This is a genomic window from Kitasatospora sp. NE20-6 (genome assembly GCF_045862635.1).
Genome location: NZ_BPRL01000088.1, coordinates 1 through 22,658, shown reverse-complemented (window position 1 = coordinate 22,658; position 22,658 = coordinate 1). Strand labels below are relative to the sequence as shown.

23 protein-coding genes and 1 pseudogene are annotated in these 22,658 nt (G+C 71.2%); 18 read left to right on the top strand and 6 right to left on the bottom strand.

Going from position 1 to position 22,658, the window contains the following annotated elements; translation table 11 throughout:
* Positions 1 to 45: 45 nt before the first annotated feature.
* Both SNE206_RS36915 and SNE206_RS36910 read right to left on the bottom strand, forming a co-directional pair.
* Positions 46 to 672, bottom strand: coding sequence for a TetR/AcrR family transcriptional regulator (locus SNE206_RS36915; RefSeq protein ID WP_407917963.1), 627 nt, complete (start codon positions 670 to 672; stop codon positions 46 to 48).
* A 32-nt stretch (positions 673 to 704) separates the two neighbouring features.
* Complete coding sequence (locus SNE206_RS36910; RefSeq protein ID WP_407917962.1) at positions 705 to 2,123, bottom strand: MFS transporter; 1,419 nt, start codon at positions 2,121 to 2,123, stop codon at positions 705 to 707.
* Between the two features lie 261 nt (positions 2,124 to 2,384).
* Between SNE206_RS36910 and SNE206_RS36905 the strand changes: the two genes are divergently transcribed.
* Positions 2,385 to 2,990, top strand: a complete 606-nt coding sequence (locus SNE206_RS36905) for a hypothetical protein (protein WP_407917961.1) — start codon at positions 2,385 to 2,387, stop codon at positions 2,988 to 2,990.
* Here SNE206_RS36905 and SNE206_RS36900 read toward each other — a convergent pair.
* A complete protein-coding gene (locus tag SNE206_RS36900) occupies positions 2,981 to 3,280 on the bottom strand; it encodes a hypothetical protein (protein WP_407917960.1) in 300 nt (99 codons plus the stop codon). The two genes, SNE206_RS36905 and SNE206_RS36900, sit on opposite strands and share 10 nt — an antisense overlap.
* Positions 3,281 to 3,482: 202 nt before the next feature.
* On the opposite strand from SNE206_RS36900, the gene SNE206_RS36895 reads away from it, so the two are divergent.
* From SNE206_RS36895 to SNE206_RS36875, 5 genes are all read left to right on the top strand, one after another.
* Positions 3,483 to 3,932, top strand: a complete 450-nt coding sequence (locus SNE206_RS36895; protein WP_407917959.1) for a hypothetical protein — start codon at positions 3,483 to 3,485, stop codon at positions 3,930 to 3,932.
* A gap of 90 nt (positions 3,933 to 4,022) precedes the next feature.
* Positions 4,023 to 4,955 (top strand): hypothetical protein, encoded by a 933-nt coding sequence (locus SNE206_RS36890; protein WP_407917958.1) that lies wholly within the window; start codon positions 4,023 to 4,025, stop codon positions 4,953 to 4,955.
* A 317-nt stretch (positions 4,956 to 5,272) separates the two neighbouring features.
* Entirely contained in the window at positions 5,273 to 5,758 is a 486-nt protein-coding gene (locus tag SNE206_RS36885; protein ID WP_407917957.1) for a hypothetical protein, read from the top strand.
* Positions 5,759 to 5,923: 165 nt separating this feature from the next.
* Positions 5,924 to 6,706, top strand: coding sequence for a hypothetical protein (locus SNE206_RS36880; RefSeq protein ID WP_407917956.1), 783 nt, complete (start codon positions 5,924 to 5,926; stop codon positions 6,704 to 6,706).
* A gap of 93 nt (positions 6,707 to 6,799) precedes the next feature.
* Positions 6,800 to 7,315, top strand: coding sequence for a DUF4396 domain-containing protein (locus tag SNE206_RS36875; protein WP_407917955.1), 516 nt, complete (start codon positions 6,800 to 6,802; stop codon positions 7,313 to 7,315).
* Between the two features lie 984 nt (positions 7,316 to 8,299).
* On the opposite strand, the gene SNE206_RS36870 is transcribed toward SNE206_RS36875, so the two are convergent.
* Positions 8,300 to 8,851 (bottom strand): GNAT family N-acetyltransferase, encoded by a 552-nt coding sequence (locus SNE206_RS36870; RefSeq protein ID WP_407917954.1) that lies wholly within the window; start codon positions 8,849 to 8,851, stop codon positions 8,300 to 8,302.
* Positions 8,852 to 8,994: 143 nt separating this feature from the next.
* Between SNE206_RS36870 and SNE206_RS36865 the strand changes: the two genes are divergently transcribed.
* The 12 genes and pseudogenes from SNE206_RS36865 to SNE206_RS36810 all read left to right on the top strand — a co-directional run bounded on the left by SNE206_RS36865 (position 8,995) and on the right by SNE206_RS36810 (position 20,874).
* Positions 8,995 to 10,269: an ATP-grasp domain-containing protein gene (locus SNE206_RS36865; RefSeq protein ID WP_407917953.1), complete on the top strand. Its 1,275-nt coding sequence runs from the start codon at positions 8,995 to 8,997 to the stop codon at positions 10,267 to 10,269.
* Positions 10,263 to 11,066: a Rossmann-like domain-containing protein gene (locus SNE206_RS36860; RefSeq protein WP_407917952.1), complete on the top strand. Its 804-nt coding sequence runs from the start codon at positions 10,263 to 10,265 to the stop codon at positions 11,064 to 11,066. Before SNE206_RS36865 ends, SNE206_RS36860 begins: the two co-directional genes overlap by 7 nt.
* Positions 11,063 to 12,142 carry a PLP-dependent cysteine synthase family protein gene (locus SNE206_RS36855; RefSeq protein WP_407917951.1) on the top strand — a complete coding sequence of 360 codons (1,080 nt, stop codon included), beginning with the start codon at positions 11,063 to 11,065 and terminating at the stop codon, positions 12,140 to 12,142. Before SNE206_RS36860 ends, SNE206_RS36855 begins: the two co-directional genes overlap by 4 nt.
* Before the next feature lie 65 nt (positions 12,143 to 12,207).
* Positions 12,208 to 12,357 (top strand): annotated as a pseudogene (locus SNE206_RS36850) (dipeptide epimerase); the annotation flags it as partial.
* Positions 12,354 to 13,574 carry an MFS transporter gene (locus SNE206_RS36845; protein ID WP_407917950.1) on the top strand — a complete coding sequence of 407 codons (1,221 nt, stop codon included), beginning with the start codon at positions 12,354 to 12,356 and terminating at the stop codon, positions 13,572 to 13,574. The pseudogene SNE206_RS36850 and the gene SNE206_RS36845, both read left to right, overlap by 4 nt.
* Positions 13,571 to 14,377, top strand: a complete 807-nt coding sequence (locus tag SNE206_RS36840; protein WP_407917949.1) for a class I SAM-dependent methyltransferase — start codon at positions 13,571 to 13,573, stop codon at positions 14,375 to 14,377. The genes SNE206_RS36845 and SNE206_RS36840 overlap by 4 nt, the downstream gene beginning before the upstream one ends.
* Positions 14,374 to 15,924, top strand: coding sequence for an ABC transporter substrate-binding protein (locus SNE206_RS36835; RefSeq protein ID WP_407917948.1), 1,551 nt, complete (start codon positions 14,374 to 14,376; stop codon positions 15,922 to 15,924). Before SNE206_RS36840 ends, SNE206_RS36835 begins: the two co-directional genes overlap by 4 nt.
* Positions 15,921 to 16,865, top strand: a complete 945-nt coding sequence (locus SNE206_RS36830; protein ID WP_407917947.1) for an ABC transporter permease — start codon at positions 15,921 to 15,923, stop codon at positions 16,863 to 16,865. Before SNE206_RS36835 ends, SNE206_RS36830 begins: the two co-directional genes overlap by 4 nt.
* Positions 16,862 to 17,662 (top strand): ABC transporter permease, encoded by an 801-nt coding sequence (locus tag SNE206_RS36825; RefSeq protein WP_407917946.1) that lies wholly within the window; start codon positions 16,862 to 16,864, stop codon positions 17,660 to 17,662. Before SNE206_RS36830 ends, SNE206_RS36825 begins: the two co-directional genes overlap by 4 nt.
* Complete coding sequence (locus SNE206_RS36820) at positions 17,659 to 19,158, top strand: ABC transporter ATP-binding protein (protein WP_407917945.1); 1,500 nt, start codon at positions 17,659 to 17,661, stop codon at positions 19,156 to 19,158. The genes SNE206_RS36825 and SNE206_RS36820 overlap by 4 nt, the downstream gene beginning before the upstream one ends.
* A gap of 267 nt (positions 19,159 to 19,425) precedes the next feature.
* Entirely contained in the window at positions 19,426 to 20,061 is a 636-nt protein-coding gene (locus SNE206_RS36815) for a hypothetical protein (protein ID WP_407917973.1), read from the top strand.
* Positions 20,062 to 20,070: 9 nt separating this feature from the next.
* Positions 20,071 to 20,874 carry a hypothetical protein gene (locus tag SNE206_RS36810; protein WP_407917944.1) on the top strand — a complete coding sequence of 268 codons (804 nt, stop codon included), beginning with the start codon at positions 20,071 to 20,073 and terminating at the stop codon, positions 20,872 to 20,874.
* Positions 20,875 to 21,493: 619 nt separating this feature from the next.
* On the opposite strand, the gene SNE206_RS36805 is transcribed toward SNE206_RS36810, so the two are convergent.
* Both SNE206_RS36805 and SNE206_RS36800 read right to left on the bottom strand, forming a co-directional pair.
* The gene (locus SNE206_RS36805) at positions 21,494 to 21,874 is read right to left on the bottom strand and encodes a hypothetical protein (protein WP_407917943.1); all 381 of its coding nucleotides are present in this window, start codon (positions 21,872 to 21,874) and stop codon (positions 21,494 to 21,496) included.
* Positions 21,875 to 22,261: 387 nt separating this feature from the next.
* The gene (locus tag SNE206_RS36800; protein WP_407917943.1) at positions 22,262 to 22,642 is read right to left on the bottom strand and encodes a hypothetical protein; all 381 of its coding nucleotides are present in this window, start codon (positions 22,640 to 22,642) and stop codon (positions 22,262 to 22,264) included.
* Positions 22,643 to 22,658: the final 16 nt, after the last annotated feature.

The following is a 22,658-nucleotide window of genomic DNA, read 5'->3' as shown; positions in this document are numbered from 1 at the left end:
TCGGCTGCAGGGCTCGTGCGCGTGGGCGCGGCGGCCCGGCCGTCTTCAGGGAGCCGGGGGCCGGAGGGCGGAGAGGAGGGTCGCGTCGAGGGCTTCGAGTGCTTCTTCGGAGGTGAACTGACCGGCTTCGACCTGGTCGCCGGCGGCTTGGACCAGGGCGTAGACGGTGCTGACGAGCCAGTGGGAGGGGAGGTCGTCGCGGAATGCTCCTTCCTGCCGTCCCCGGATGATGAGGCGTTCCATCGTCGACAGGATGCCGACGTGATGGTGGTGGACCGCTTCCGCCGGCAGGGCCCGGCGGGCGGCGTGCAGCATGCGCAGGTTGCGGTCGAGCAGCTGCCAGGAGGATCGGATGAAGGCCCGGAGTCTGTGGTCGGCGGGTCCTTCGTCGAGGTCGGTGGCGTCCAGAACGGTGGCCACCTCGGCGAGGGCGCGCTCCATCAGTTCGCCGAGGAGCGCCTCCCGTGAGGAGAAGTGGCCGTACAGGGTGACTCGGCCGACCCCGGCTGCTGCGGCGATCTCGGTCATGCTGGCGTTGGGGTTCCTGCCGAAGCACGTGGTGGCTGCGGCGAGGATCGCGGTGATGTTGCGCTCGGCGTCGGCCCGACGGGGGTGGTGGGCGGATGTGCCCCGTCGGGCCTTCGCGGAGCCGTTCTGCTGTGCGGAGTCCATGGACGGAGTCTAGGGATCGTCGGTGGTCCGTCTCAGTGGACGTGCACGCCCTCGGGGAGGTCGGGCTTTCCCCGGGGGATCACGGCCAGGGCGATGGCCGAGGCCACTGCCGCGGCGATGGCCAGGGCGGTGTAGGCGGCGGGGAAGCCGGCTGCCGAGTGCCGGGCGATGCCGGTGGCGGCGACGGTCGAGACGACGGCCACGCCGACGGCGCCGCCGACCTCGTGGAAGGTGTTCACCACGCCGGAGGCGATGCCTGCCTCCTGGTGGGAGACGAAGCCCAGCGCCGTGGTGGTCGCGGACACGAAGACGGGGATGATGCCCACGGCTCCGACGGCCAGGCCCAGGACGGTGCCGGCGGTGCTGTCGGAGGTGGCGAGTACGAGGCTGCCGCATCCCGAGACGACCAGGCCGCCGGCGGCCACCAGCCGGGTGCCGGCGTGGGCGATGAGGTGACCGGCGAGGTGGGCGCCGACCGCGGTGGCGACGGCGACGGGCAGAAGGAGTGCTCCGGTGGACAGGGCGGAGAGCTCCTGCACGTCCTGGAGGTACAGCGAACCGAGGAAGACGGACCCGAGCAGCAGGCCGGTGGCGATCAGCATCAGGAACGAGCCCGCGGCGACCGGGCGCTTGGCGAGGATGCGCAGGTCCATGAGTGGTGCGGAGGTCTTGCGCTCCACGACGGTGAAGGCGGTGCAGAGGACGGCGGAGCCGATCAGGGGCACCAGTGTGGCCGTCGAACTCCAGCCTGCGTCACCGGCCTTGATCAGGCCGTAGATGAGCGAGCCGGTGGCGGCCGTGACCAGGACGGCGCCGGGCAGGTCGATCCGGCGGCCGCCGTGTGAGCTCGAGGCGGGAAGCAGCCGGGGAAGGGTGAGGAGGATCCCCAGGCCCACCGGGACGTTGATGAAGAACACCCAGCTCCAGCCGGGGCCCGCGGTGAGGACGCCGCCGAGCATCGCTCCGACCGCGAATCCGATGCCGCCGAGCATGGCCCAGATGCCCAGCGCCTTGTTCCGCTCCGGGCCGTGGAACGTGCGGGTGATGGTGGCGAGCGCGGCCGGTGACAGCAGTGCCGCACCGACGCCCTGGGCGAGGCGGCCGCCGATCAGGACGGGGGCGTTCTCGGCCAGACCGGTCACGAGCGAGGCGCTCGTGAACAGGACGAGGCCGGTGGTCAGGAGGCGCCGGGCACCGAAGGCGTCGGCCAGGCGGCCGCCGAGGAGCATCAGCCCGCCGAAGCAGAGCGTGTAGGCCGTGACGGCCCAGGTGAGGGTTGCGCGGGTCAGCCGGAGATCGGCTCCGATGCCGGGGAGCGCAACGTTGATCACGGTGACGTCCACGATCAGCATGAACTGGGAGAGGCACAGCAGTGTGAGTAGCGTCCAGCGCTTCGGGTCGGCGGTTGGCCCGGGATGGGTTCCGGCGGAGGCGTGCGTGGCGTGAGCCATGGGACGAGCTCCTATCTCGTACATGGGTGTACGAGATATGGATACCGCAAAACGGCTAAGTTGAACAGCCGTGTATGAGTTACTCTCCCTCCGTAGAGTCCGCCCGGGGTTGTCCGGGCAGCTCGAAGTGCCTCCAGAGGGAGGGTCGTCGCACGGAGGCGGACTGTCCGGGCAGGCACCCCGATCTCAGGCAGTTCCACGAACTCGACCCCCTCGGCCCGAACCGCTTCGGTGTCAGTGGCCACGGTTACCGTCTCCTGGATGGAACAGGAACTTGCCAAGCGCTTCGATCCTCTGCCCGGACGGGTCGGCCACGTGGCCGGCATCGAGTCACTCACACTCGACGGGTGCCGCTACTACTTCGGCTTCGACTACAAGAGCGACCTCGTTGTCTCACCGCTGATTGACGACCCGGACGCGATGGCGGCATTCGCAGCCGAGCACATGAGGCAGACCGACGGCAGACACGGCGAGGCCTACTGGGCAGACCTCGTCGCCGACGCAGTCGAGACGTCAGAGCTTGTCCGGGAGGACACAGCGCGGGAGTTCACCACAAGGAGCCTGCGCGCCGACCTGCCGAATCCCGGGAGTCACCTGCTCTACCTGCTGGACGCGGCCAGCGAGTGGGACGGCTCGTTCACCCTGCCATCGGATGCTCGGCAGGCTTACACACGACTGGGGTTCGACGAGGACGACTTCCCCGGGGGCATCGGCGAATGCCTGCAGGCCATCCTGGAGGACGGGGCGGACAGCCGCCCGGACGAGCGGACAGTTGTCCGCTGCTACCTCACGTCGGTGAAGCTCCTGCCCGGAAACTGGACACTGCTCTTCACCCCGCTCGCAGAAGCCATCGCTGGTCACGAATGAGCCACTGACCACTCCATGGGAGAGCGGTCGGGCGGGAGCAGTTCTCCATTCCTGAGCGAGTACAGCACCCCGACCTCGCCGGCGACGGTGGCGAGGTCGTCGAGCAGCGCGGCGATGGCGGGGAGTCGGTCCTGCTCCGAGGTGTCGTAGACGGACCCGTCGACCAGGTCCATGACGAAGGCGTCGAAGTCCTCCGCGACCAAGGTGATCGCGAAGTCGTCCTCCTGAGCGACGTGCACCACGGCCGGCTCGCTGTGCATGCCGCACACGCAGTGGTCCAGGGCGAGCATGTCGTGACCGGCAGGCTGTGGCCGGGCTGTACCTTCGCGTGCGGTCGGCTTCAGGGCGAGGGAGGTGTTGCTCGACCGGCATCCGCCCCGAGGACACGCTCGGGTGGCGGCTGCGTGCGCCTGGTACCCGGTGGGGGTATCGTCGTGCCGCGGCGGCCCTGAACGGGTACTGCCGGCCTACGAGGGAAACGGGAGTACCGCAGTGGACACAGCCACCGGCGAGCGACGGCCCACGGGCCTGCTGCTGTCGGTGTGCGCGCTGCTGCTGGGCCTGTTCCTCATGCACGGCGCCCCTGCCTCCGCCGCCGGCTGCCACGGGGCCCTGGCCGACCGCATGGCGGGCGCGCCGGCTCCGGCGATGGCCCACACAGGTCACCCGGACCGCACGGACGGCGGCGCCGCTGCCCAAACGGCGGGGGACCGCACCGGCGTGACGGCCCGGCCGGGCTCCGGCATGGCAGGCGGCGAACTGTGCGTCTCCACCCCGGCCCAGGGCCGCGCGGCCCTCACGCTGTCGGCCGCCCTCGTGCTCGTCGCCCTGGCCGACCGGGCCGTCCTGCAGGGCCCGGCGGCCACAGGGCTCCTGCGGCGCCGAGGTCCGCCGCGGGCCGGCCGTGCCCTCCTCACACAGGTGTGCATCTCCCGGACGTGACAGGACCCGCCCGCCCACGGCCCACCACAGGGCAGGCGCCGTGTCCTGAACGCTCCCGCGCGCCTTGCGCGCCCACCCGAAAGACCTGAGATGTCCTCTTCTCCGTGTACCTCCCTGCGCCGTGCTCTGACCGCCACCGCCACCGCGGCGGCCCTCGGGGCGGTCCTGACCGCGTGCGGATCCTCCGGCACGGGCCACGACATGGCCGGCATGAACCACGGCGCAGCTGCTTCGGCCACCGCGTCCGCCGAGGCGCCGCACTCGATGCCGGGCATGGACCATGAGATGCCCGGCATGGAAGGCGGTAACGGCCTGTCCGACAGCCAGGCCGGCTACCGCCTCACCGCCCAGGACGCCGCCGTGCCCGCGGGCACGGCGGCCGACTACCGGTTCGCCATCACCGGCCCCGACGGCAAGGCGGTCACCGACTTCGCCGTCGACCAGACCAAGCAGATGCACTTCTACGCCATCCGCTCCGACCTGACCGGCTTCCAGCACCTGCACCCGACCATGGCCCCCGACGGCACCTGGAGCGCCTCCCTGGCCGCGCTGGCCCCCGGCACCTGGCGCACCTACGCTTCCTTCACCCCCGACAGCGGCGACGGCAAGGGCACCGCCCTGGTCCTCTCCCGCACCACGACCGTGGCCGGTGCCGCCACCGGCACCGGCACCGCTCTGCCCCCGGCCTCGGTCACCGCGCAGGCCGACGGCTACACCGTCACCGTCACCGGCGACCTGATGGCGAACATGGCCCACGGCATGACCGTCGGCATCGCCAAGGACGGCAAGCCGGTCACCGACCTCCAGCCCTACCTCGACACCTACGCCCACCTGACCGCCTTCCACGAGGGCGACATGGCCTTCGCCCACCTCCACCCGGAGACCACCGTGAACGGCGACCACGGCGGACCCGACCTGTCCTTCCACGCCGAGTTCGCCCGGTCCGGCAACTGGCGGCTGTTCCTGCAGTTCCGGACCGCCGGACAACTCCACACCGCCGCCCTGACCCTCAAGGTCGGCTGACCTCGGCACCCGGGGGCGCCGCCCGGCCGGCAGCGCCCCCGGGGCCGGGCATGCAGCACGCCCGCACCGATGCCCCCGGCCGCGCCCCTGGACAGATCCGGGCGGCCGGTCGGGCGTCCGTGCCACGTGTCCGGACCCCGGCCGGTCCTCACCAAGAAGGCCTGACATTCGTCAACGCCGTCCTGCATGCCCTGTCCGCCATCGGACCGATGACCTGGAAAATCACCAGGGCGCCGATCCTGGGCCTGTCCCTGTGACGGGAGAACGCCGCCGAAGGCGGCCCAGGGGCCGCACACGGCTCGGCTAGGATCGCCTGCGTGCCAGATTCCTTCCCGCGTCCGCGACAGGTCGCCGCCCTGCCGGCCACCGCACGCGTACGGGAACGGCTCCCGCTCCTGCTGGCCCTCCTGGCCGCCCTGGCCGTCCTGCTGTCCCACGCGCTGGACAGCCAGCACCCCGCCGCGCACCCCGCGGCAGCCCACACGACCGCATCCCAGCCCGGCCAAGCCGGCCACGAAAGCCACAGCCGCGCCGAGCACGGCCACACCGCTCACCCCGCCGCCGCGCAGCAGGCGCCTGCAACAGCCCAGCCCCCCAGGCAGGACGACGGCCCCGGGCACGACCACGGCACACACAACTGCCAGACCGGTCACGTCCCGCAGCCCTCACTCCTCGAAGTCCCTGCCCCGGTCACGGACACCGTGCTGCCCACGGCGAGCACCTGCGGACACCGCCCCGCGCCCGCCGATGCAGATCCGGCCTACATCCTCGACCCAGCACGAAGCCAGGTCCTACGGGTCTAGGCGTACCCGCGCATCACGGCCCGCCTGCAGGCCAAGCCGCAGGCCCACACCGCCGCCGCCGTCCCCCGGACGCCGCGGCCCACGCCGTGACGCGCAGCCGCCCTTTCCCCGCCGCGCACAGCGCGCCGGGCACCCACCCGTACCTGCGCACACCAGAGGTCTGCCATGACCACCGCCATTCCCGACGTCACCGACCAGGACACCCCACCCACCACGCCCGGCCCGGACGGCCGGGCACGGGCCCGCCACTCGCGCCGCGCCCGCCGTGAGCCCTCGCTGCTGGGCCGCTACCTCGGCTACGTCGGCTACTTCGTCGGCGCCGGCCTGCTCAGCGGCGCGATCGTCCACCACCCACTCGACCCCGCCCGCTACAACCTCATCGCCGCCGCCGGCGCCGCCCTCTTCCTCACCGCCGCCCTCGCCACCGAACTCCAGCAAGGCCGCCCCACCGCGGCCCGCCTGACCACCGTGCTCGGCACCTCCCTCGCCCTGTCCTTCGGCATCGGCATGCTCAGCGGCGGCATGCAGCACTTCGAGGACTTCCCCGACCGCGCCGCCGCCCTCATCCCCGCAGGCCTCCTGCTCTCCTTCCTCGCCTACACCCTCAAGGAAGCCCGCAAGCCCCTGCGCCGCATCCTCGGCCCGCTCGGCCTGACCGTCCTCCTCGTCGCCGCCGGCGGATACATGGGCCTGCGCCAGGTGGCCGCCGGCATGCCCGTTCCCGCCGGCGGCCACCACCACGGCACCACCGAGGACGGCCACCAGGAAGAGGAAGAGGCCGCCCACGACCACGAGGACACCGGCAGCGCACCCACCCCGCCCGCCACCGGCCGGCAGACGGCACCGGCTCCCGGCCCGTCGACCACTCCCGGCAACCCCGCTGCGCCGGCCACCACCCGCGCCACGCCCACCGTCCCGCCACATGGCAGCCCCGGCCACCACCACTGACCCGCTTCCACCGGCCATACACCCCTGGGGGGTATACGGTTTCGGTGTGCCCGGCGAAAGGGGCACGCTGGACGGGAATGGGGATGACCGACCGTGGACCACATCGCACACCATGCCGAAGCGGCACACGACCACTCGATGTACCACGGAGGCGGCGCGCCCGCTCCAGCCGGAGCCTCATGGGCAACCGCCGCGAAGGCCACCCTGCACTGCCTCACCGGGTGCGCCATCGGCGAGATCCTCGGCATGCTCATCGGAACCGCCCTGGCCTGGAACAACGTGCAGACCATGATCCTGGCCATCGCGCTGGCCTTCCTCTTCGGTTACTCCTTCACCCTCCATGCCGCTCGCCGGGCAGGCCTGAACTGGGCGAGCGCGATCAAGGTGGCGCTGGCCGCGGACACCGTCTCCATCGCCGTCATGGAGCTCGTCGACAACGGGATCATCGCTTTGGTGCCCGGCGCGATGGACGCCCAGCTCTCCGACGGGCTCTTCTGGTCCAGCCTGCTGGGCGGCTTCGTCATCGCCTTCCTGCTCACCACCCCCGTCAACAAGTGGATGATCGGCCGTGGAAAGGGCCACGCCGTCGTTCACGCCCACCACCACTGACCGTCGCGTGGGGGGGGGGGGGGGGCCGGGGGGCGCCCCCCCCCCCCCCACCCCGCCAACCGCGGAGGGCGCGAAGCTCCCCCCCCGCGGCCCCCCCCCCCCGCCACTGGCTGTACGGCCTTCTGCCGACACCCGGCCCAGGGCTGCGAAGAACCTGCCCGCGAGGCACCACGCGGCGACCAGGGCCAGGAGGACCACGGCGTACACGCTCATGCCGCCGACGCCGGCGGTGGCGAACGCGGGGACGTGGACGCCGATGTTGTCGCCGCCGTTGGCGAAGGTCACCGCGGCGACCTCCGGGGGAGAGGGACCGCCCTGCCTGGCCTCGTCCGCGTCGTCGCCGTCGGTGTCCTGGTGTTTCCAGGCCCGCCAGGCGGTCTTGAGGCCGGCCGGCTGCCCGATGATGCCTGCGTTCACGGGCCCGTTTCTCTCCGGGATGTCCCGCGGCGCTACCGGGCGCCCGGGCGCAGCCGCCCGCCGGGGCGATCCTGACGCATGGTCAGCGGTGGACGGGTTCTGTGACCTGCGGACCGGGCAGGTCGGTGAAGACCTTGCCCGCATCCTCGGGACCGAACGGTCTCCGTCGCCGAAGAGGTACGCCGTCACGCTGTCGGTCGTGGGCCTCCGGGCCAGGGCCCGGAACCGGCTGCGGAGCTCGTAATCGGCTTCGGTCTCGTCGTCGGTCCCGGTACGGAGCGTGAGACGCCGGTGGGTGGCTTCCGGGGACGAGCCGTCGAGCGGCAGTGCAGGGCCTCCGTCGGAGCGCAGCCGGTCGGCCGTGTCCAGCACGGCGCGGCGGGACTGCCCGACGAACGCCATGTTGTCGTCGCAGGTCAGCCACTTCCCCGCGGTCCACAGGTCCACCCGGCCATGGTCACGCCGGGACCATCGCAGGGCCGGCGCTTCAGCCGCAGGCACATACCCTGCGAAGATCACCGGCGGCATCCCGATTACGGTCCGGAGCCGTGGATCGGACACTCCTCCTCAGTGCGGCATGGGGATCTCGAAGTGGACCGTGGAGACGCCTGGTCCGTGCTCACCACTGGGCCGGGCGTCGTGAACCTCCTCGGCGAGACTGCGCCAGAACTGTTCGGCGCCGGGGATGTCCACGTTGGTGTGCAGGTAGATGCTCTCGTATCCGCCCTCGCGGGCGGCGAACTCGCATGCGAGCCGGACCATGTGGCGGGCCAGCCCGTGGCGGCGGTGGCCGGGTCTGACGTAGACGCGGAGAAGCTGTGCGGTCCTGCCGCAGGGGTAGCGGTCGGCCAGATGTCTGGGATGCGGAGGATGGGCCGGCCCGCGGGAGTGGAGGGCCGTGGTGCCGACAACCTCGCCGTCCCGGGCCGCGACGAGCAGGGTGTGGCGGGGATCCCGCAGGTAGGTGGCTTCCAGGTCGAGCACGTCGGCATGCCAGGCCGGGACGTAGCCGTAGCCGAACTCGCGGTAGAGCGTGTCGAGAATCAGCGAGCGCGCGCCGGGGACGTCTTGCGACGTGGCGTGTCGGAGCTGGTATCCGGGCGGATGGTGATGGTTCATCAGGCCCTCCGGGGGCGGTCGAGCATGGCCGTTGCGAAGCAGCGTACATGGAAACGAGTTTCATCTAGCTATTGAAAATGAAAACTGATGTCGCTAGGTTCTTCCTCGGCATCGGCCGAGCCGGCGAACCGAGAGGGAGACCTGTGGCGCATCTTCTGGTGATCGAGAGCTGGGTGGGCTCCATGAGCAGGCTGCTCCCACACGCCATCGGGGAGGGCGGCCACCGGTTCACTTTCCTCACCCGCGACCTGCACCACTACCTGCGTTCGGCGCCGGCCGACGGGCACCATCCGCTGCTCGCGGCCAGGAACGTCCTCACCGCCGACACCAACGATCCGGCCGCACTGCTGCCCCAGGTGGAGCGATTGCACGCCGTCCTCGGGTTCGACGGTGTGGTGTCCTCGTGCGACTACTACCTGCCGCTCGTCGCCCGGGTCGCCGAGCGGCTCGGTCTGCCCGGACCCACCGCTCAGGCCGTGGCCACCGCGTGCCGCAAGGACCTCACGCGCCTCGGGCTCGCCGACGCCGGCGTGCCGGGGCCGCGCTTCGCACTCTGTCGAGACCTCGCCCAGGCGGCCGCCGCAGCAGCGGACATCGGCTACCCGCTGGTCGTCAAGCCGGTCGACCTGTGCGCGGGCATGTTCGTCCGCAAGGTGGCGGACGAGGACGAACTCGCCGAGGCCTACGGGTCGTTGGCCGACTTCCCGGTCAATGCCCGCAGTCAGCGACGCGTACCCGTGGTCCTGCTGGAGGAGTTGCTGACCGGGCCCGAGGTAAGTGTGGAGACCGTCTCGTACGACGGGACGACACACGTGGTCGGCGTGACCGACAAGGCCGTCGCCGGCGCACCCTCCTTCATCGAGGCCGGCCACATGTTCCCTGCGCTCCTCGATCCCGCCGAGACCCGGGCGGCCGCCGACACCGCCATCCAGGCGATCGAGGCCCTCGGCCTGGACCAGCTCGTCGCACACACCGAGATCAAGCTGACCCCTGCCGGCCCCCGGGTCGTCGAGGTCAACCCCCGCCCGGCCGGCAACCGGATCACCGAACTGGTCCGGCGGGTCACGGGCGTCGACCTCGCCGCGGCCTGCGTGGATGTTGCCCTCGGTCGGCGACCGGACGTCACCGCCCGGCCCACCGGGGTCACCAGCGCCGCCATCGCCTTCCTGCTGCCCGACCGGGACGGCCGACTCACCACCGTCGACGGCGCCGACGAGGTCGGCCGCGACCCGGCCGTGGTCGAGCTCACCCTGGCCGAGCCCGGACGCCGAGTCCGGCGAGCGGTCAGCAACAACGAGTACCTCGGCCATGTGATGACCATCGACACCGAAGGCTCCGGCGCACGCGACCGCGCGGAGCGGCTGCTCACCCGGCTGACCCCGTGTTACGAGGACCACGCGGCGGTAGCCGCGTGCTGACTCTCGACACCCTCATCGACAACGCAAGAGCCGGCCGCTTCGGCCCCGATCCCGCCGAGCAGCGCATCGCGCTCGCCTTCACCACCGTGCAGGCCGTCCGCCACGAGGGCCGCGCCCAGGGCTACCGCAACGAGGTGCTCAGCCTCCGCCTCGGCGAGGCAGTCGGCTCCTGCGCCGTCGAACCCGGCGCGCTGCCGGCAGAAGCACTGGACGACTGCGTCGGCGCCACCGCCGCCGAGCTGCTGAGTCATCCGCTCGCGCCCGTCCGAATCGCCGCGCTCGACGCCTTCCTGATGTCCGCCCGTCCGCACACACCGGCAAACGGCGCCCGGCCGCAGCCGCTTCCCGCCGGCAGCTCGCTGGTCAAGTCCCGAGTCCGGGCCCGGGCGGTGGCCGAGCTGCTGCCGCTCGACCGGGTGCGGAAGGTGCTCGTGGTCGGCGTGGTCAACTCGCTGCTGGAGCAGCTGCGCGAGCGCGGTATCGGCTACCTTCCCTGCGATCTCAAGGGCGGCCGCACCGAGTGGGACGAGCCCGTCCACGCCGACGCGCAAGCCCGACTCGACGACTGCGACGCCCTGTTGGTGTCCGGAATGACGCTGGGCAACGGCAGTTTCGAGCCGCTGCTCGCGCACGCACACCACACAGGCAAGCCGATGGTGATGTTCGCCCAGACGGGAAGTGCCGTGCTGCCCCGGTTCCTCGGCTCCGGGGTCAGCGCGGTGTGCGCCGAGCCGTACCCGTTCTTCTGGCTCGACGGCGGCCCCGGTGTCATCCACCGCTACGGCGGTGCCCGATGACCGCGCCCACACTGCTGCCCGCCGACAGGCCCGCCAACCCCGACCTGCTGCCACTGCTCGGACGTACTCCGCTCGCCCGGATCCGTACCCCGCTGCCGCAGCCCCATCCCGGCTTCTGGGCCAAACTCGAATGCCTGGGCGCGGGCGGCATGAAGGCCCGCTCCGCCGTCGCCATGCTGCGCGGCGCACACGCCCGGGGCGAACTGCAGCCCGGTGCGCCGGTGGTGGAGTCCACATCGGGCACGCTCGGGATCGGACTGGCCTTCGCCGGGCAGGCGCTCGGCCACCCTGTCGTCCTTGTCGGTGACGCCGAGCTCGAACCGTCCATGCGGCAGCTGTTGCGCTCCTACGGCGCGGAACTGGAGCTCGTCGAGGACCCGGCGAAGGTCGGCGGCTGGCAGGCCGCCCGGCTGGCGCGGCTGCGCGAGGTGCTCGACCGGCTGCCGGAGGCCTACTGGCCGGACCAGTACAACAACCCCGACAACGCGGCCGGTTACCACGCGATGGCCCAGGAGCTGGTAGGCGAACTCGACCACCTGGACGTCCTGGTGTGCAGCGTGGGCACCGGCGGCCACAGCGCCGGGCTGATGGAACCGCTACGCCGCCGCTGGCCTGCCCTGCGGGTCATCGGCGTCGACTCGGTCGGCTCGGCCATCTTCGGACAGCCCGCCCGGCACCGGCTGATGCGCGGCCTCGGCAGCAGCATCCACCCACGCAACGTCGCCTACAGCGCGTTCGACGAGGTGCACTGGGTCGGCCCGGCCGAGGCCGTCGACGCCTGTCGCCGCCTCGCGAAGGGCTGCTTCGTCAGCGGCGGCTGGAGCACCGGCGCAGTCGCCCTGGTGGCGGCCTGGGCCGCTCGCGTGCAGCCCGGCGCGGTCGTGGCCACCGTCTTCCCCGACGGCCCTCACCGCTACCTCGGCACGGTCTACGACGACGCCTTCTGCGTCACCCACGGGCTGGTGGCCGCCAACGCCGCCACCCGCCCCGTCGAGATCCCGCACCCAGGCGCCGTCGAGGTCAGCGGCTGGGCCCGCTGCCGCACCGTGACCGACCCCCTGGAGACAGGGCCGTGAAGCTCGAAGCACGCACCGTACGATTGCGGCTCGCCGAGCCACTGCGGACCTCCCGCTCGGTGACGGCCGACCGGGCCCGCCGGGCCGATCTCGACGGGCATCTCCTGCTCGCCCACGACCCATGGCAGGGCATCGGAGGCGAGAACGGCACCGTGCGGAGCACCTCCCGGCCAGGGCCCGGCCTGTGCCGCCCCACCGCGGAGGACACACGGTGAGGACACTGCGTGCCGTGCGCTCGTTCCCGCCGGCCGTCCGGCTGCTCCTGGTCAACCAGCTCGGCATCAACACCGGTTTCTACCTGCTGATCCCTTACCTGGCCACCCATCTCGGGCAGGACCTCGGCATGTCAGCGGTGGCCGTCGGCGTGGTACTCGGGGTGCGCAACCTCAGCCAGCAAGGACTGTTCGTCGTCGGCGGCTCGGCGGCCGACCGGCTCGGCGCCCGCGGGGTGATCATCGCGGGCTGCGGGCTGCGTACGGTCGGCTTCGCCCTGTTCGCGCTGGGCGACGGGATCGCGGTACTCCTGGCCGCCTCCGTGCTCAGCGGGCTGGCCGGGGCACTGTTCAACCCGGCCGTGCGGACGTACCTCGCACAGGAGTCGGGCGAGCGGCCGGCGGAGGCGTTCGCGCTCTTCAACATGTTCGCCATCACCGGCGCGCTGCTCGGGCCGCTGCTCGGCACCGCCTTGCTACTGGTCGACTTCCGGGCTGCCGCCCTCACAGCCGCCGGCATCTTCGCCCTGCTGACCGTCGCTCAGGCCCTCGTACTGCCCGCCCGCCCTGTACCACCACCCACCACCCGGATGCTGGGCGACTGGCGAGAGGTGCTCGCCGACCGGCACTTCCTGGCCTTCGCGCTGGCGACGGTCGGCATGTACACCCTGGAGAACCAGCTGTACCTGCTACTGCCCGACGCCACACGCCGCGCCACCGGCCGGGACGGCTCGGTGAGCCTGCTGTTCCTCACCAGCACCCTCGCCAACCTGGCCCTTCAGCTGCGCATCACCCGAACACTGCAGTCACGCGGCACGCGGGGCCGATGGATCGCGTGCGGGCTGCTGCTCATGGGCCTGGCATTCCTGCCGCCGCTGCTGCAGCCCGGCCTCGGGCCGCTGCTGCTGGCCGTGCTGCTGCTGCACACCGGCGTCATGACGGCGCAGCCCTTCGTGATGGAGCTGATTCCCCGCTTCGGCGATGAGCGGCTCACCGGCACGTACTACGGACTGTTCTACGTGGTCTCGGGCGTCGCGGCGGCGGCCGGCAACACGGCCGTCGGCGCGGCGATGGATTGCGCCCACTGGGTTCCGTGGGTGCTGTGCTGCGCCGTCGGCGTGCTGTCGGCCGCCGCCACCGCCGCGCTGCACCGCCGAAGTCCGCTGCCCGGACCCGCCGCAGCCACCACCACCGCGAAGCAACCGATCGAGGCCAGATGACCAGCGGAAACCTGCTCACCGACGCACCCGAGCTGTACGAACTGCGCTTCCCCGACCCCGACCACCTCGCCGCCCGCTGGGCCGAATCCGTCCTCCGCCGGTACAGCGCCGGACCGCACGTGCTCGACATCGGCTGCGGCACCGGCCGGGACGCCGCGTGGCTTCACAGCACGGCCCAGCGGCGAGTGGTCGGCATCGACACCTCCGAAGCCATGCTGGCGCACGCCCGCACCCGGCACCCCGGACCGGAGTACCTGCACGCCGACATGCGCAGTTTCGACCTCGGCCGCGCCTTCGACGCCGTGATCTGCCTGGACAGCGCCCTGCTCCACTGCCACACCAACGACGACCTCGACGCCTTCCTCACCCGGTGCCGCCGGCACCTCGTCCCCGGAAGCCTGTTGATCGCCGAGATGCGCAACGGCGCGTTCTTCCTCGGCCGTACTGATCTGCTCGACACCCCGCACATCGACACCCTCACCCACAACGGCATCACCCGGACCTCCCGCACCACCCTGTGGATCGACCACGGCGCCCAACTCCTGCGCCGTACCCGCGTCTGGACCGCCGACGACGGGTCACCACCCACCGAGCAGCACTCGGCCTGGCGGCTGCTGTTCCCCCAGGAACTGCACCGCCTCCTCACCGGGCACGGCTTCGAGATCCTCGCCCTCTACGACCGCCCCGGCCCGCGTACCGAACCGCCCTGGGCCGAGGGTGCCCCGCCGGCCGACACGGCCGGCTCCGACCGGCTCCACCTGATCGCACGACTCACCAGCACCCGCGAAATGAGCACATCGTGAAGCGCACCCTGCGCCGCAGACACTTCCTCCTGTCCACCGGCGCTACCGCCCTCGCCCTGACCGCCGTTGCCTGCGGCTCCGACACCGAGCCCCGATCGGACGACTCCGGCACCCCGAAGAGCGGCGGAAAACTCCGCGCGGTCTTCGCCGGCGGCGGCACCAACGAGACCCTCGACCCCCACCTCAGCAACCTGTTCGTCGACGCCGCCCGCGCGAAAGCGCTGTTCGACAAGCTCGCCGACTCCGGCACCGACCTCGCCGCCGTCCCCCGCCTGGCCGAGAGCTGGGAGCCCAACGAGACACTCGACACCTGGACCGTCAGGCTGCGCGAGGCCACCTTCCACAACGGCAGACCCGTCACCGCCGAAGACGTTCTCCACAGCTACCGCCGGATCGCCGACCCCAAGCGCGCCTTCCGCGCCAAAGCCTCACTGGAGCCGATCGATCTCACGGCCAGCCGGCCCGTCGATGCGAGCACGGTCGAATTCCGGCTCAAGCGCCCGTACGCCGAATTCCCCAACGTCCTGGCGGCGTTCGGCGCGTACATCGTCCCGAACGGCGCCGACGTCTTCACCGAACCGGTCGGATCCGGACCGTTCCGCTACGTCTCCTTCAAGCCCGGCAGCTCTCTGCTGGTCAAGCGCAACCCCGCCTACTGGGAGGGCGCGCCCCACCTGGACGAGCTGGAGATCCTCATCGCCGACGAGGAATCCGCCCGGATCAACGCACTGCTCGGCGGACAGGCCGACTACGCCCACGAGCTGAACCCCGCCACAGCCCGCGCCCATGAAGGCAAGGGGAAGATCGAGATCATCCGGCTGCACCACAGCGCCATGCAGGGCTTCGTGATGAAGACCGACCGGGCGCCATTCGACGACAAGCGGGTCCGCCAGGCGTTCTTCCTGATCGCCGACCGCAAGGAACTGGTGGACGGCGCACTTTCCGGCGCAGGCGAGATCGCCAACGACCTCTTCGGCAAGGGCGCCCAGTACTACCCGGCCGACCTCCCCCAGCGCAGCCAGGACCTGGAGAGGGCCAAGGCACTGCTCCGCGAGGCCGGGGCAGACAACCTCAAGGTCACCCTCGACACCTCACCGGTCGCGGCGGGCTTCGTGGAAGCCGCGGGGATCTTCAAGGAACAGGCCGCCAAGGCCGGGGTGACCATCGAGGTCAAGATCGGCAACAAGGACACCTACTGGAAGGACATCCTGGACGGCGGCGTCCTCGCCTCCTACCGCTCCGGCGCGATGCCGATCGAGTCGCACATCTCCCAGCGTCTGCTCACCAAGTCCACCACCAACGCCACGCACTGGAAGCAGCCGGACTTCGACGACCTGTACACGCAGGCGCAGTCCACCCGCGACCTTGCTCAGCGCACCGCGATCTACCAGCGGATGCAGCGCCGGCTGTACGACGAGGGCGGGTTCCTGATCTGGGGCTTCGCCGACTGGATCGTCGCCACCGCACCGAAGGTCCGCGGAGTGGCCGGGGAAGCCCTTGCGAACACCCTCGACTGGGCCCGCTTCGACAAGGTCTGGCTGGCGTGACGCCCATCCGCTCCCGGGCCGGCCGCCGGCTGCTCCTCGGGGTGGGGCAGACGGCGGCCGTGCTCGCGCTGGTCTTCCTGCTCACCGAGGCCCTGCCCGGTGACGCGGCCGTCGCGCTGGCCGGGGACGACCCCGACCCGCAGCGGATCGCGGCGATCCGCGAGGCCATGCGGCTCGACCGGCCCGCCACCGAGCGGTTCCTCGACCGGGCGGGCGGGCTGCTGCGAGGTGACCTCGGCACCTCGCTGGTCACCGGACGCCCGGTCAGCTCCTACCTGGCCGACGGCTTCGGCCCCACCCTGCTGCTCGCATCCCTCACCCTCGCGCTGCTGGTGCCGCTCTCCGTCGGGCTCGGTGTACTCGCATCCCGGCGTGAAGGAGGACCACTCGACCGGCTGATCAGCTCGATCACCCTCGCGGTGTACTCCGTGCCGGAGTTCGCCTTCGGGGTGCTGCTCATCACGGTGTTCGCCCTGCACCTCGGCTGGCTGCCGCCGACCGCTGTCGGCGGAGCGTGGCAGGACCCGGCCGTGCTGGTACTGCCGGTGCTCGTGCTGCTCGCCCGCCCGGTCTGCTCGATCAGCCGCCTGGTCCGGGCCGGCATGATCGAGGCGACGGCCTCGCCGTACGTGGCCCAGGCCCGCCGGTACGGCATCTCCCCCGCCAGGATCCGCTGGACCCATGCGCTGCCCAACGCGCTGGCCCCGGCCGTCCAACAGCTGGCCCGGACCTGCGACTGGCTGCTCTGCGGGGTGATCGTGGCCGAGACGCTCTTCGTGATCCCTGGCCTCGGCACGGTACTCCTCGACGCGGTCGCAGCCCGGGACGTCCCGGTGGTCCAGGGTCTGGCCGTGGTCTTCGGTCTGCTCACGGTGGTGCTCAATCTCGGCGCCGACCTGACGGCACGCCGGTTCGCGCCCCGCTCGGAGGTGGCGGCGTGAGGCGGGGCCGCTATCTGCTGGGCGCGGCACTGGTCGCCCTGCCGCTGCTGCTGGCGCTGTTCGGGCCGCTGCTGGCACCGCCGCCCGGCCCCCGGGCGGTGTCTTTCACGCTCTCCGACGCCCACGTGCTCGGTACCGACTTCACCGGGCGGGACGTCTGGCGGCAGGTACTGCTCGGAGGCCGTTCGGTCGTCCTGGTGGCGGTCGTCGCGACGGCACTCGCCCATGCACTGGCCCTGCCGCTCGGCCTCGCCGCCGCGCTGACCCGGCGCGGGTGGCTGGAGGAGCTGCTGATGCGGCCGCTGGACGTACTGATCGCGGTGCCGTCGCTGGTGCTGGTGATGCTGGTCGCCTCCGCCCTGACCCCGGGCCTGCTCGGGCTCACCGTCCTGGTGGCGATCGTCGCCGTCCCCGATGCGGCGAGGGTGGTCCACGCGACCGCCGTGGAGATCGCCGCCCGCCCGGCGGTGGAGGCGATGCGGATGCACCGTGAGTCCTGGTCGCGGATCGCCTTCGGCTACGTGGCCCGCTCGATGCGCCGCACCCTCGCGGCCGACGCCGGCACCCGGCTGGTCGGCGCGCTGTACCTGGTCTCGACAGCGGCGTTCCTCGGCGTCGGGGTGGCGCCGGATGCGGCCGACTGGGCCGTGATGGTGGACCGCAACCGGCCCGGTTCGGACATCCAGCCGTGGGCGGTGGTGGTGCCCGCCGCACTGATCGCAGGACTTTCCACGGGCGCCAACCTGCTGTTCGACGCCGCACTTCAGCACGGCGGAAAGGGAGGGGCGACAGGATGACCCCGGTCGTGACGGTGGACGATCTGCGGATCGAGGTCGGTGGCCGCGTCCTGGTGGACGGGGTGAACCTGCGCGCGTACGCGGGCCGGGTGACCGCGCTGCTCGGCGCCTCCGGCAGCGGGAAGACCACCACGGGCCTCGCCCTGCTGGGCGAATACCCGGAAGGTGCCCGGGTCTCCGGCAGCGTCCGTGTGCCCGAGGCCGTCCTCGGGTACATCCCGCAGCATCCCGCATCCGTGCTCAATCCCGCCCGCCGGGTCGGCGCACTGCTGCGCGACGTCGCGCGCCGTTCGGGGCAGGGCCACAAGGAGATCCATGCGGCCCTGCGGGCCGCCCAGCTCCCCGACCCCGACGCCGTCCTACGGCGCTTCCCGCACCAGCTGTCCGGCGGCCAGCAGCAACGCGTCGTACTCGCCCAAGCCCTGCTGCTCGGAGCACGGATGATCGTCGCGGACGAGCCGACCACCGGTCAGGACGTGCTGACCAAGCGCCGCATCACGGACGAGCTGGCCGCCGTCGTGAGACAGGGCGTCGGGCTGGTCCTGCTCAGCCACGACCTCGACGTGGTGCGTGAGCTGGCCGACGAGGTGGTGGTGCTGAGCGAGGGCCGGGTGGTGGAGTCCGGCCCGGCGGGGCGGGTGTTCGAGAGCCCCGAAGACGACCGGACGCGCGAGCTGCTCGCGACCCGTCCCGCCGCCGCACCCCGGACGGCCGCCGCACCCCGGACAACCGCCCCTGCGCCCGCCGCCGTGCTGACCGTCGAGGGCCTCACGGCCCACCACGCCGGTGGCACCGCAGTGCTCCACGATGTCGGTCTTGAGCTGGGCGCGGGCGAGTGCGTGGCCCTGGTGGGCCGTTCGGGCAGCGGCAAGACCACGCTCGGCCGCTGCCTGAGCGGCCTGCACAGCACGTACCAGGGGCGCGTGCTGCTCGACGGGCGGCCGCTGCCGCGCACCCTCCGCTCGCGCACCCGTTCTCAGCTCGCCGCTGTGCAGTACGTGTTCCAGGATGCCCACGCCGCCTTCGACGAGCACCACCCGGTGGCCGGCCAGGTGGCACGGGCAGCCGTCCGGCTGCGCGGATCGGGCCGGGCCGAGGCCGCCGAGGAGGCCGCCCGTATGCTGACCGAGCTGGGACTGCCGATCGCGTCCGCCGGGCGCCCGCCGATCGGCCTCTCCGGTGGAGAACTGCAACGTGCCGCGCTGGCCCGGGCGCTGGTGGTTCGACCGCGCGTGCTGGTCTGCGACGAGATCACGTCGGGTCTGGACGCGGTGAGTCGGCGCGCGATCCTCGACCTGCTCGTCCGGCTGCGCGAGGACACCCAGCTGACTCTGCTGTTCATCACCCACGACCTGTCGGCGGCGACCGCACTGGCCGACCGGACAGCCGTTCTCGATCGCGGTCACCTGGTCGAGCAAGGCGGGTGTCCGGCTGAGCACCCATCACTGTTCAGTGAATCGACCACGTCGACAAGTCTGCGCCCGAGGTGCAGATGACGGCCGGCAGCGCCCGTCCGAGCGCGCCGGCCACCGCGTCGGGGCCCGCGCGGGCGGCGCCTGGCCGGGCCCGCAGCCTTCATCGGTGGGGCAGGCCCGCGCGGAGGTGGCCGCGCTCACCGTCGCCCCCGTGCATTCGACGGCGGGCTGCTCCCGGGCGAAGTTCCCGCATCGGGCCGCCCAGGGCAACTCCTGCGACACGAGGGAGAAGGTCCTGGCTCGGGATGACGTCGTTCGTGGGATCTTTCCGGGTTGATGCTGGTTCAGATGGCTGGTGTGGCTTCGAGTTCACGGGACGGGGCCGGACGAAGGCAGGCGCGGCCGCCGAGTGATCATGGCTGCACCAGCGCCTGGAAGCTCTGGGAGGAGATCGTCCCGCTCGGTCACCAGGGCAGCTACCAGCGCGTCGGCGCCTACCTGCGGCAGAAGCGGACCCCGCCGCGGCCGGTAACCGCGCAGCCGCCATCGCCCCGCACCGTCGCCGGCTGGATCCTTCGGCGGCCCACGGCGCTCTCGGAGGCCGAACAGCTCCAGCTGAAGACCGTCCTGGCCCACTGCCCCGAGCTCGACGCCCTGACCCGGCACGTCCGCGACCCGGCACGTCCGCTCCTTCGCCGTCATGCCGACGGAACGGCAGGGCGACGGCTCCCGGAATGGCTCGACGCGGTCCGCCAGGACGACCTTCCCGGCCTGCACACTCTCGCCGCCGGCATCGACCGCGACCGGGACGCCGTTGTTGCCGGACTCACCCTCCCCGGAACTCCGGCGTCGTCGAAGGCCACGTCAACCGGATCAGGATGCTCAAGCGCCAGATGCTCGGCCGCGCCGGGTTCGATCTCCTGCGGAAGCGTGTCCTGCTCAGTAGAGGACACCATGCACGACACTCTCGTGGCGACGCTGTAGCCTCGGCCTGTGGCCAACCACGTCAGCCGGACGAAGTACCCTCATCCCGACAGGCTGCCCCACCATCAGGAGCTCCTCGAAGGTACAGACTGGGCATCGCTCGCCACCCCGTACGGGACGGGTGAATCCCTGCCGGCCGCCCTGGTACGTCTTCTCGACCCCGACCCGGCCATCAGAACAGCCGCTTTCAAGGACACGTCCAATGAGGTGGACCACCAGAACACCATCTACGAAGCTACCGTGCCGGTAGCCCTGTACTTCGCAGCCATCCTCAACCATCCGGCCACCGAAGCGGGAGACCTCGACCGCGAAGCTGACGTGCCGTCACACCATCCCACCCGCGCCCTGCTACTGAATTGGCTCGGCAGCACCGCCTGCGATGCCGATGATGAGCGTGTCGCCATGGGCGAATGCTATTTCGGCGAAGGCTTTCTCGAAGCATGTCCGGACATGCGTGCCTTTCGAAGCCTGCGCCCGGCTGTCCACTCCGCAGTTCAGCCGTTCCTCGGTCATCACAATGCGAAAATACGCGACGGGGCCCTCGTCGCAGCCATTCCCCTCACAGAGGACCCCAGACTCGCTGCACACCGGGCCGAGCTGGCCGACCACGCCCGCTACCTGCTGACCACCAGCACCAACCGCTACCACCGCGATTGCGCCCTGAATGCGCTCAACACCTGGGGTCACGACACCAGTGACCTGCAAGACGTGAACGACATCGCATCCCGTGAACGGCAAGCACGCCTGGCCGATTATGACCACTGGCGGGCAAACCACGGGACAGGCGGCAGCACCGAAGATCCGCCGTTCTGACACGGGGCTCGCAGCGCCCTACCCGTCAGCTGGGTGACGGCCCGGCCGTCGCCGGTCATCGCGGCCGGCAGGTGGGCGGCGGGTGTCCGGTCGTGCCGGGAGCCCCGGGCGGTCCTGCCGTCCACGGCGATCGAGTCCGATCCCGCGGGATCGGCGCCGGTCAGGTCGGCCAGGCCGCCGGGACAGGCCAGGGCGATGACCCGCCGGATCGTGGCGGCGCTCGGTGCGACGTGTACGCCAAGTGCGCCTACGGCCCGGGCGCCGAGGCGGCGACCAGCAGAACCGCCACGAACGGGTGACGCACCCCTCGGCGCCGACGCGGATCCGGCAACAGCCACAACCGCTCCACCAGCGACAATCCCGCCACGCCCTCCAGAGCCTGCGGCTTGACCAGACAGACGGTGGCAGACCGACGGCACATCGAAGCTCCGGTGGTACGAGGCGACTTGGGAAGGTCACCCCGTTCAGCCGGAGCTTCGATGCATACGTGACGGGTCGACTCCCGCCTCTCACCCCGCTATGACCTGCGAACTCATGCGCTCGCCCGGGCTTTGCAACAGCCCTGGGGAATCAGGGGTGGCAGATGGAAAGTGCCGTCGCCCCTGCTGTCGCCGGAAGTTCAGTAGATCTTGAGTCCGTCGATGCTGACTCCACCCGGGTAGTTCGGGAAGATGTAAAGGGTCCACTTCCCGATCGGGGCATCAGGCTGCCACCTTCCGTCCCCGTGCCACTGGACGACGTTGTTGCCGCTCGAGAGGTTGACCAGCCACGCGGGCGCATAGCCACCCGTCCACGTCATCGCTCCGGCGTTGGCGTAGCACCATTCGCTGTTGTTGCCGCCGGCCTTGTCGTGCGCGTAAATCTTCAGGAAATCGTCCCTGAGGGCGCAATCGACCCCGTTGATCGCGGATGCCTGCGGAGTGTTGACGACGGTGAGCGAGGCCGCCGCCGCGAAAGCCGCGAGCGTGGACAGGATCGTCCGCTTGATCCTTTGGTTCATGTGAGTTCTCCTTTGCGGTGCAGTAAAAGAGGTGATGCGACCGGTCATGAAGAATTTCCGTGCGGGCCGCCCGATTGCGATTCGGTCAGCGCTTTGCCGCGCGGGAGGCAGACGGTGCGCGGGGCATGACGGGTGGAGATCGGCCTCAGGTCGCGGGGAGCCCGGTCAGAAGGCGTGCCGCCAGGTCGACCCGGTCCCGCACCTGTTTCCGGTAGCCGGCTGACACTTCGACGTTGGCGGATATCAGCTGCTGCTGGTAACCAGCGAGTACAGCGAAGTGGACGGCGGCCAGCCCAGACGACTGCGTAAGCGGCATTGGGGTCCACCGGGCCTGTGAGCCAGGGGTGGCAGATGGAAAGTGCCGTCGCCCCTGCTGTCGCCGGAAGTTCAGTAGATCTTGAGTCCGTCGATGCTGACTCCACCCGGGTAGTTCGGGAAGATGTAAAGGGTCCACTTCCCGATCGGGGCATCAGGCTGCCACCTTCCGTCCCCGTGCCACTGGACGACGTTGTTGCCGCTCGAGAGGTTGACCAGCCACGCGGGCGCATAGCCACCCGTCCACGTCATCGCTCCGGCGTTGGCGTAGCACCATTCGCTGTTGTTGCCGCCGGCCTTGTCGTGCGCGTAAATCTTCAGGAAATCGTCCCTGAGGGCGCAATCGACCCCGTTGATCGCGGATGCCTGCGGAGTGTTGACGACGGTGAGCGAGGCCGCCGCCGCGAAAGCCGCGAGCGTGGACAGGATCGTCCGCTTGATCCTTTGGTTCATGTGAGTTCTCCTTTGC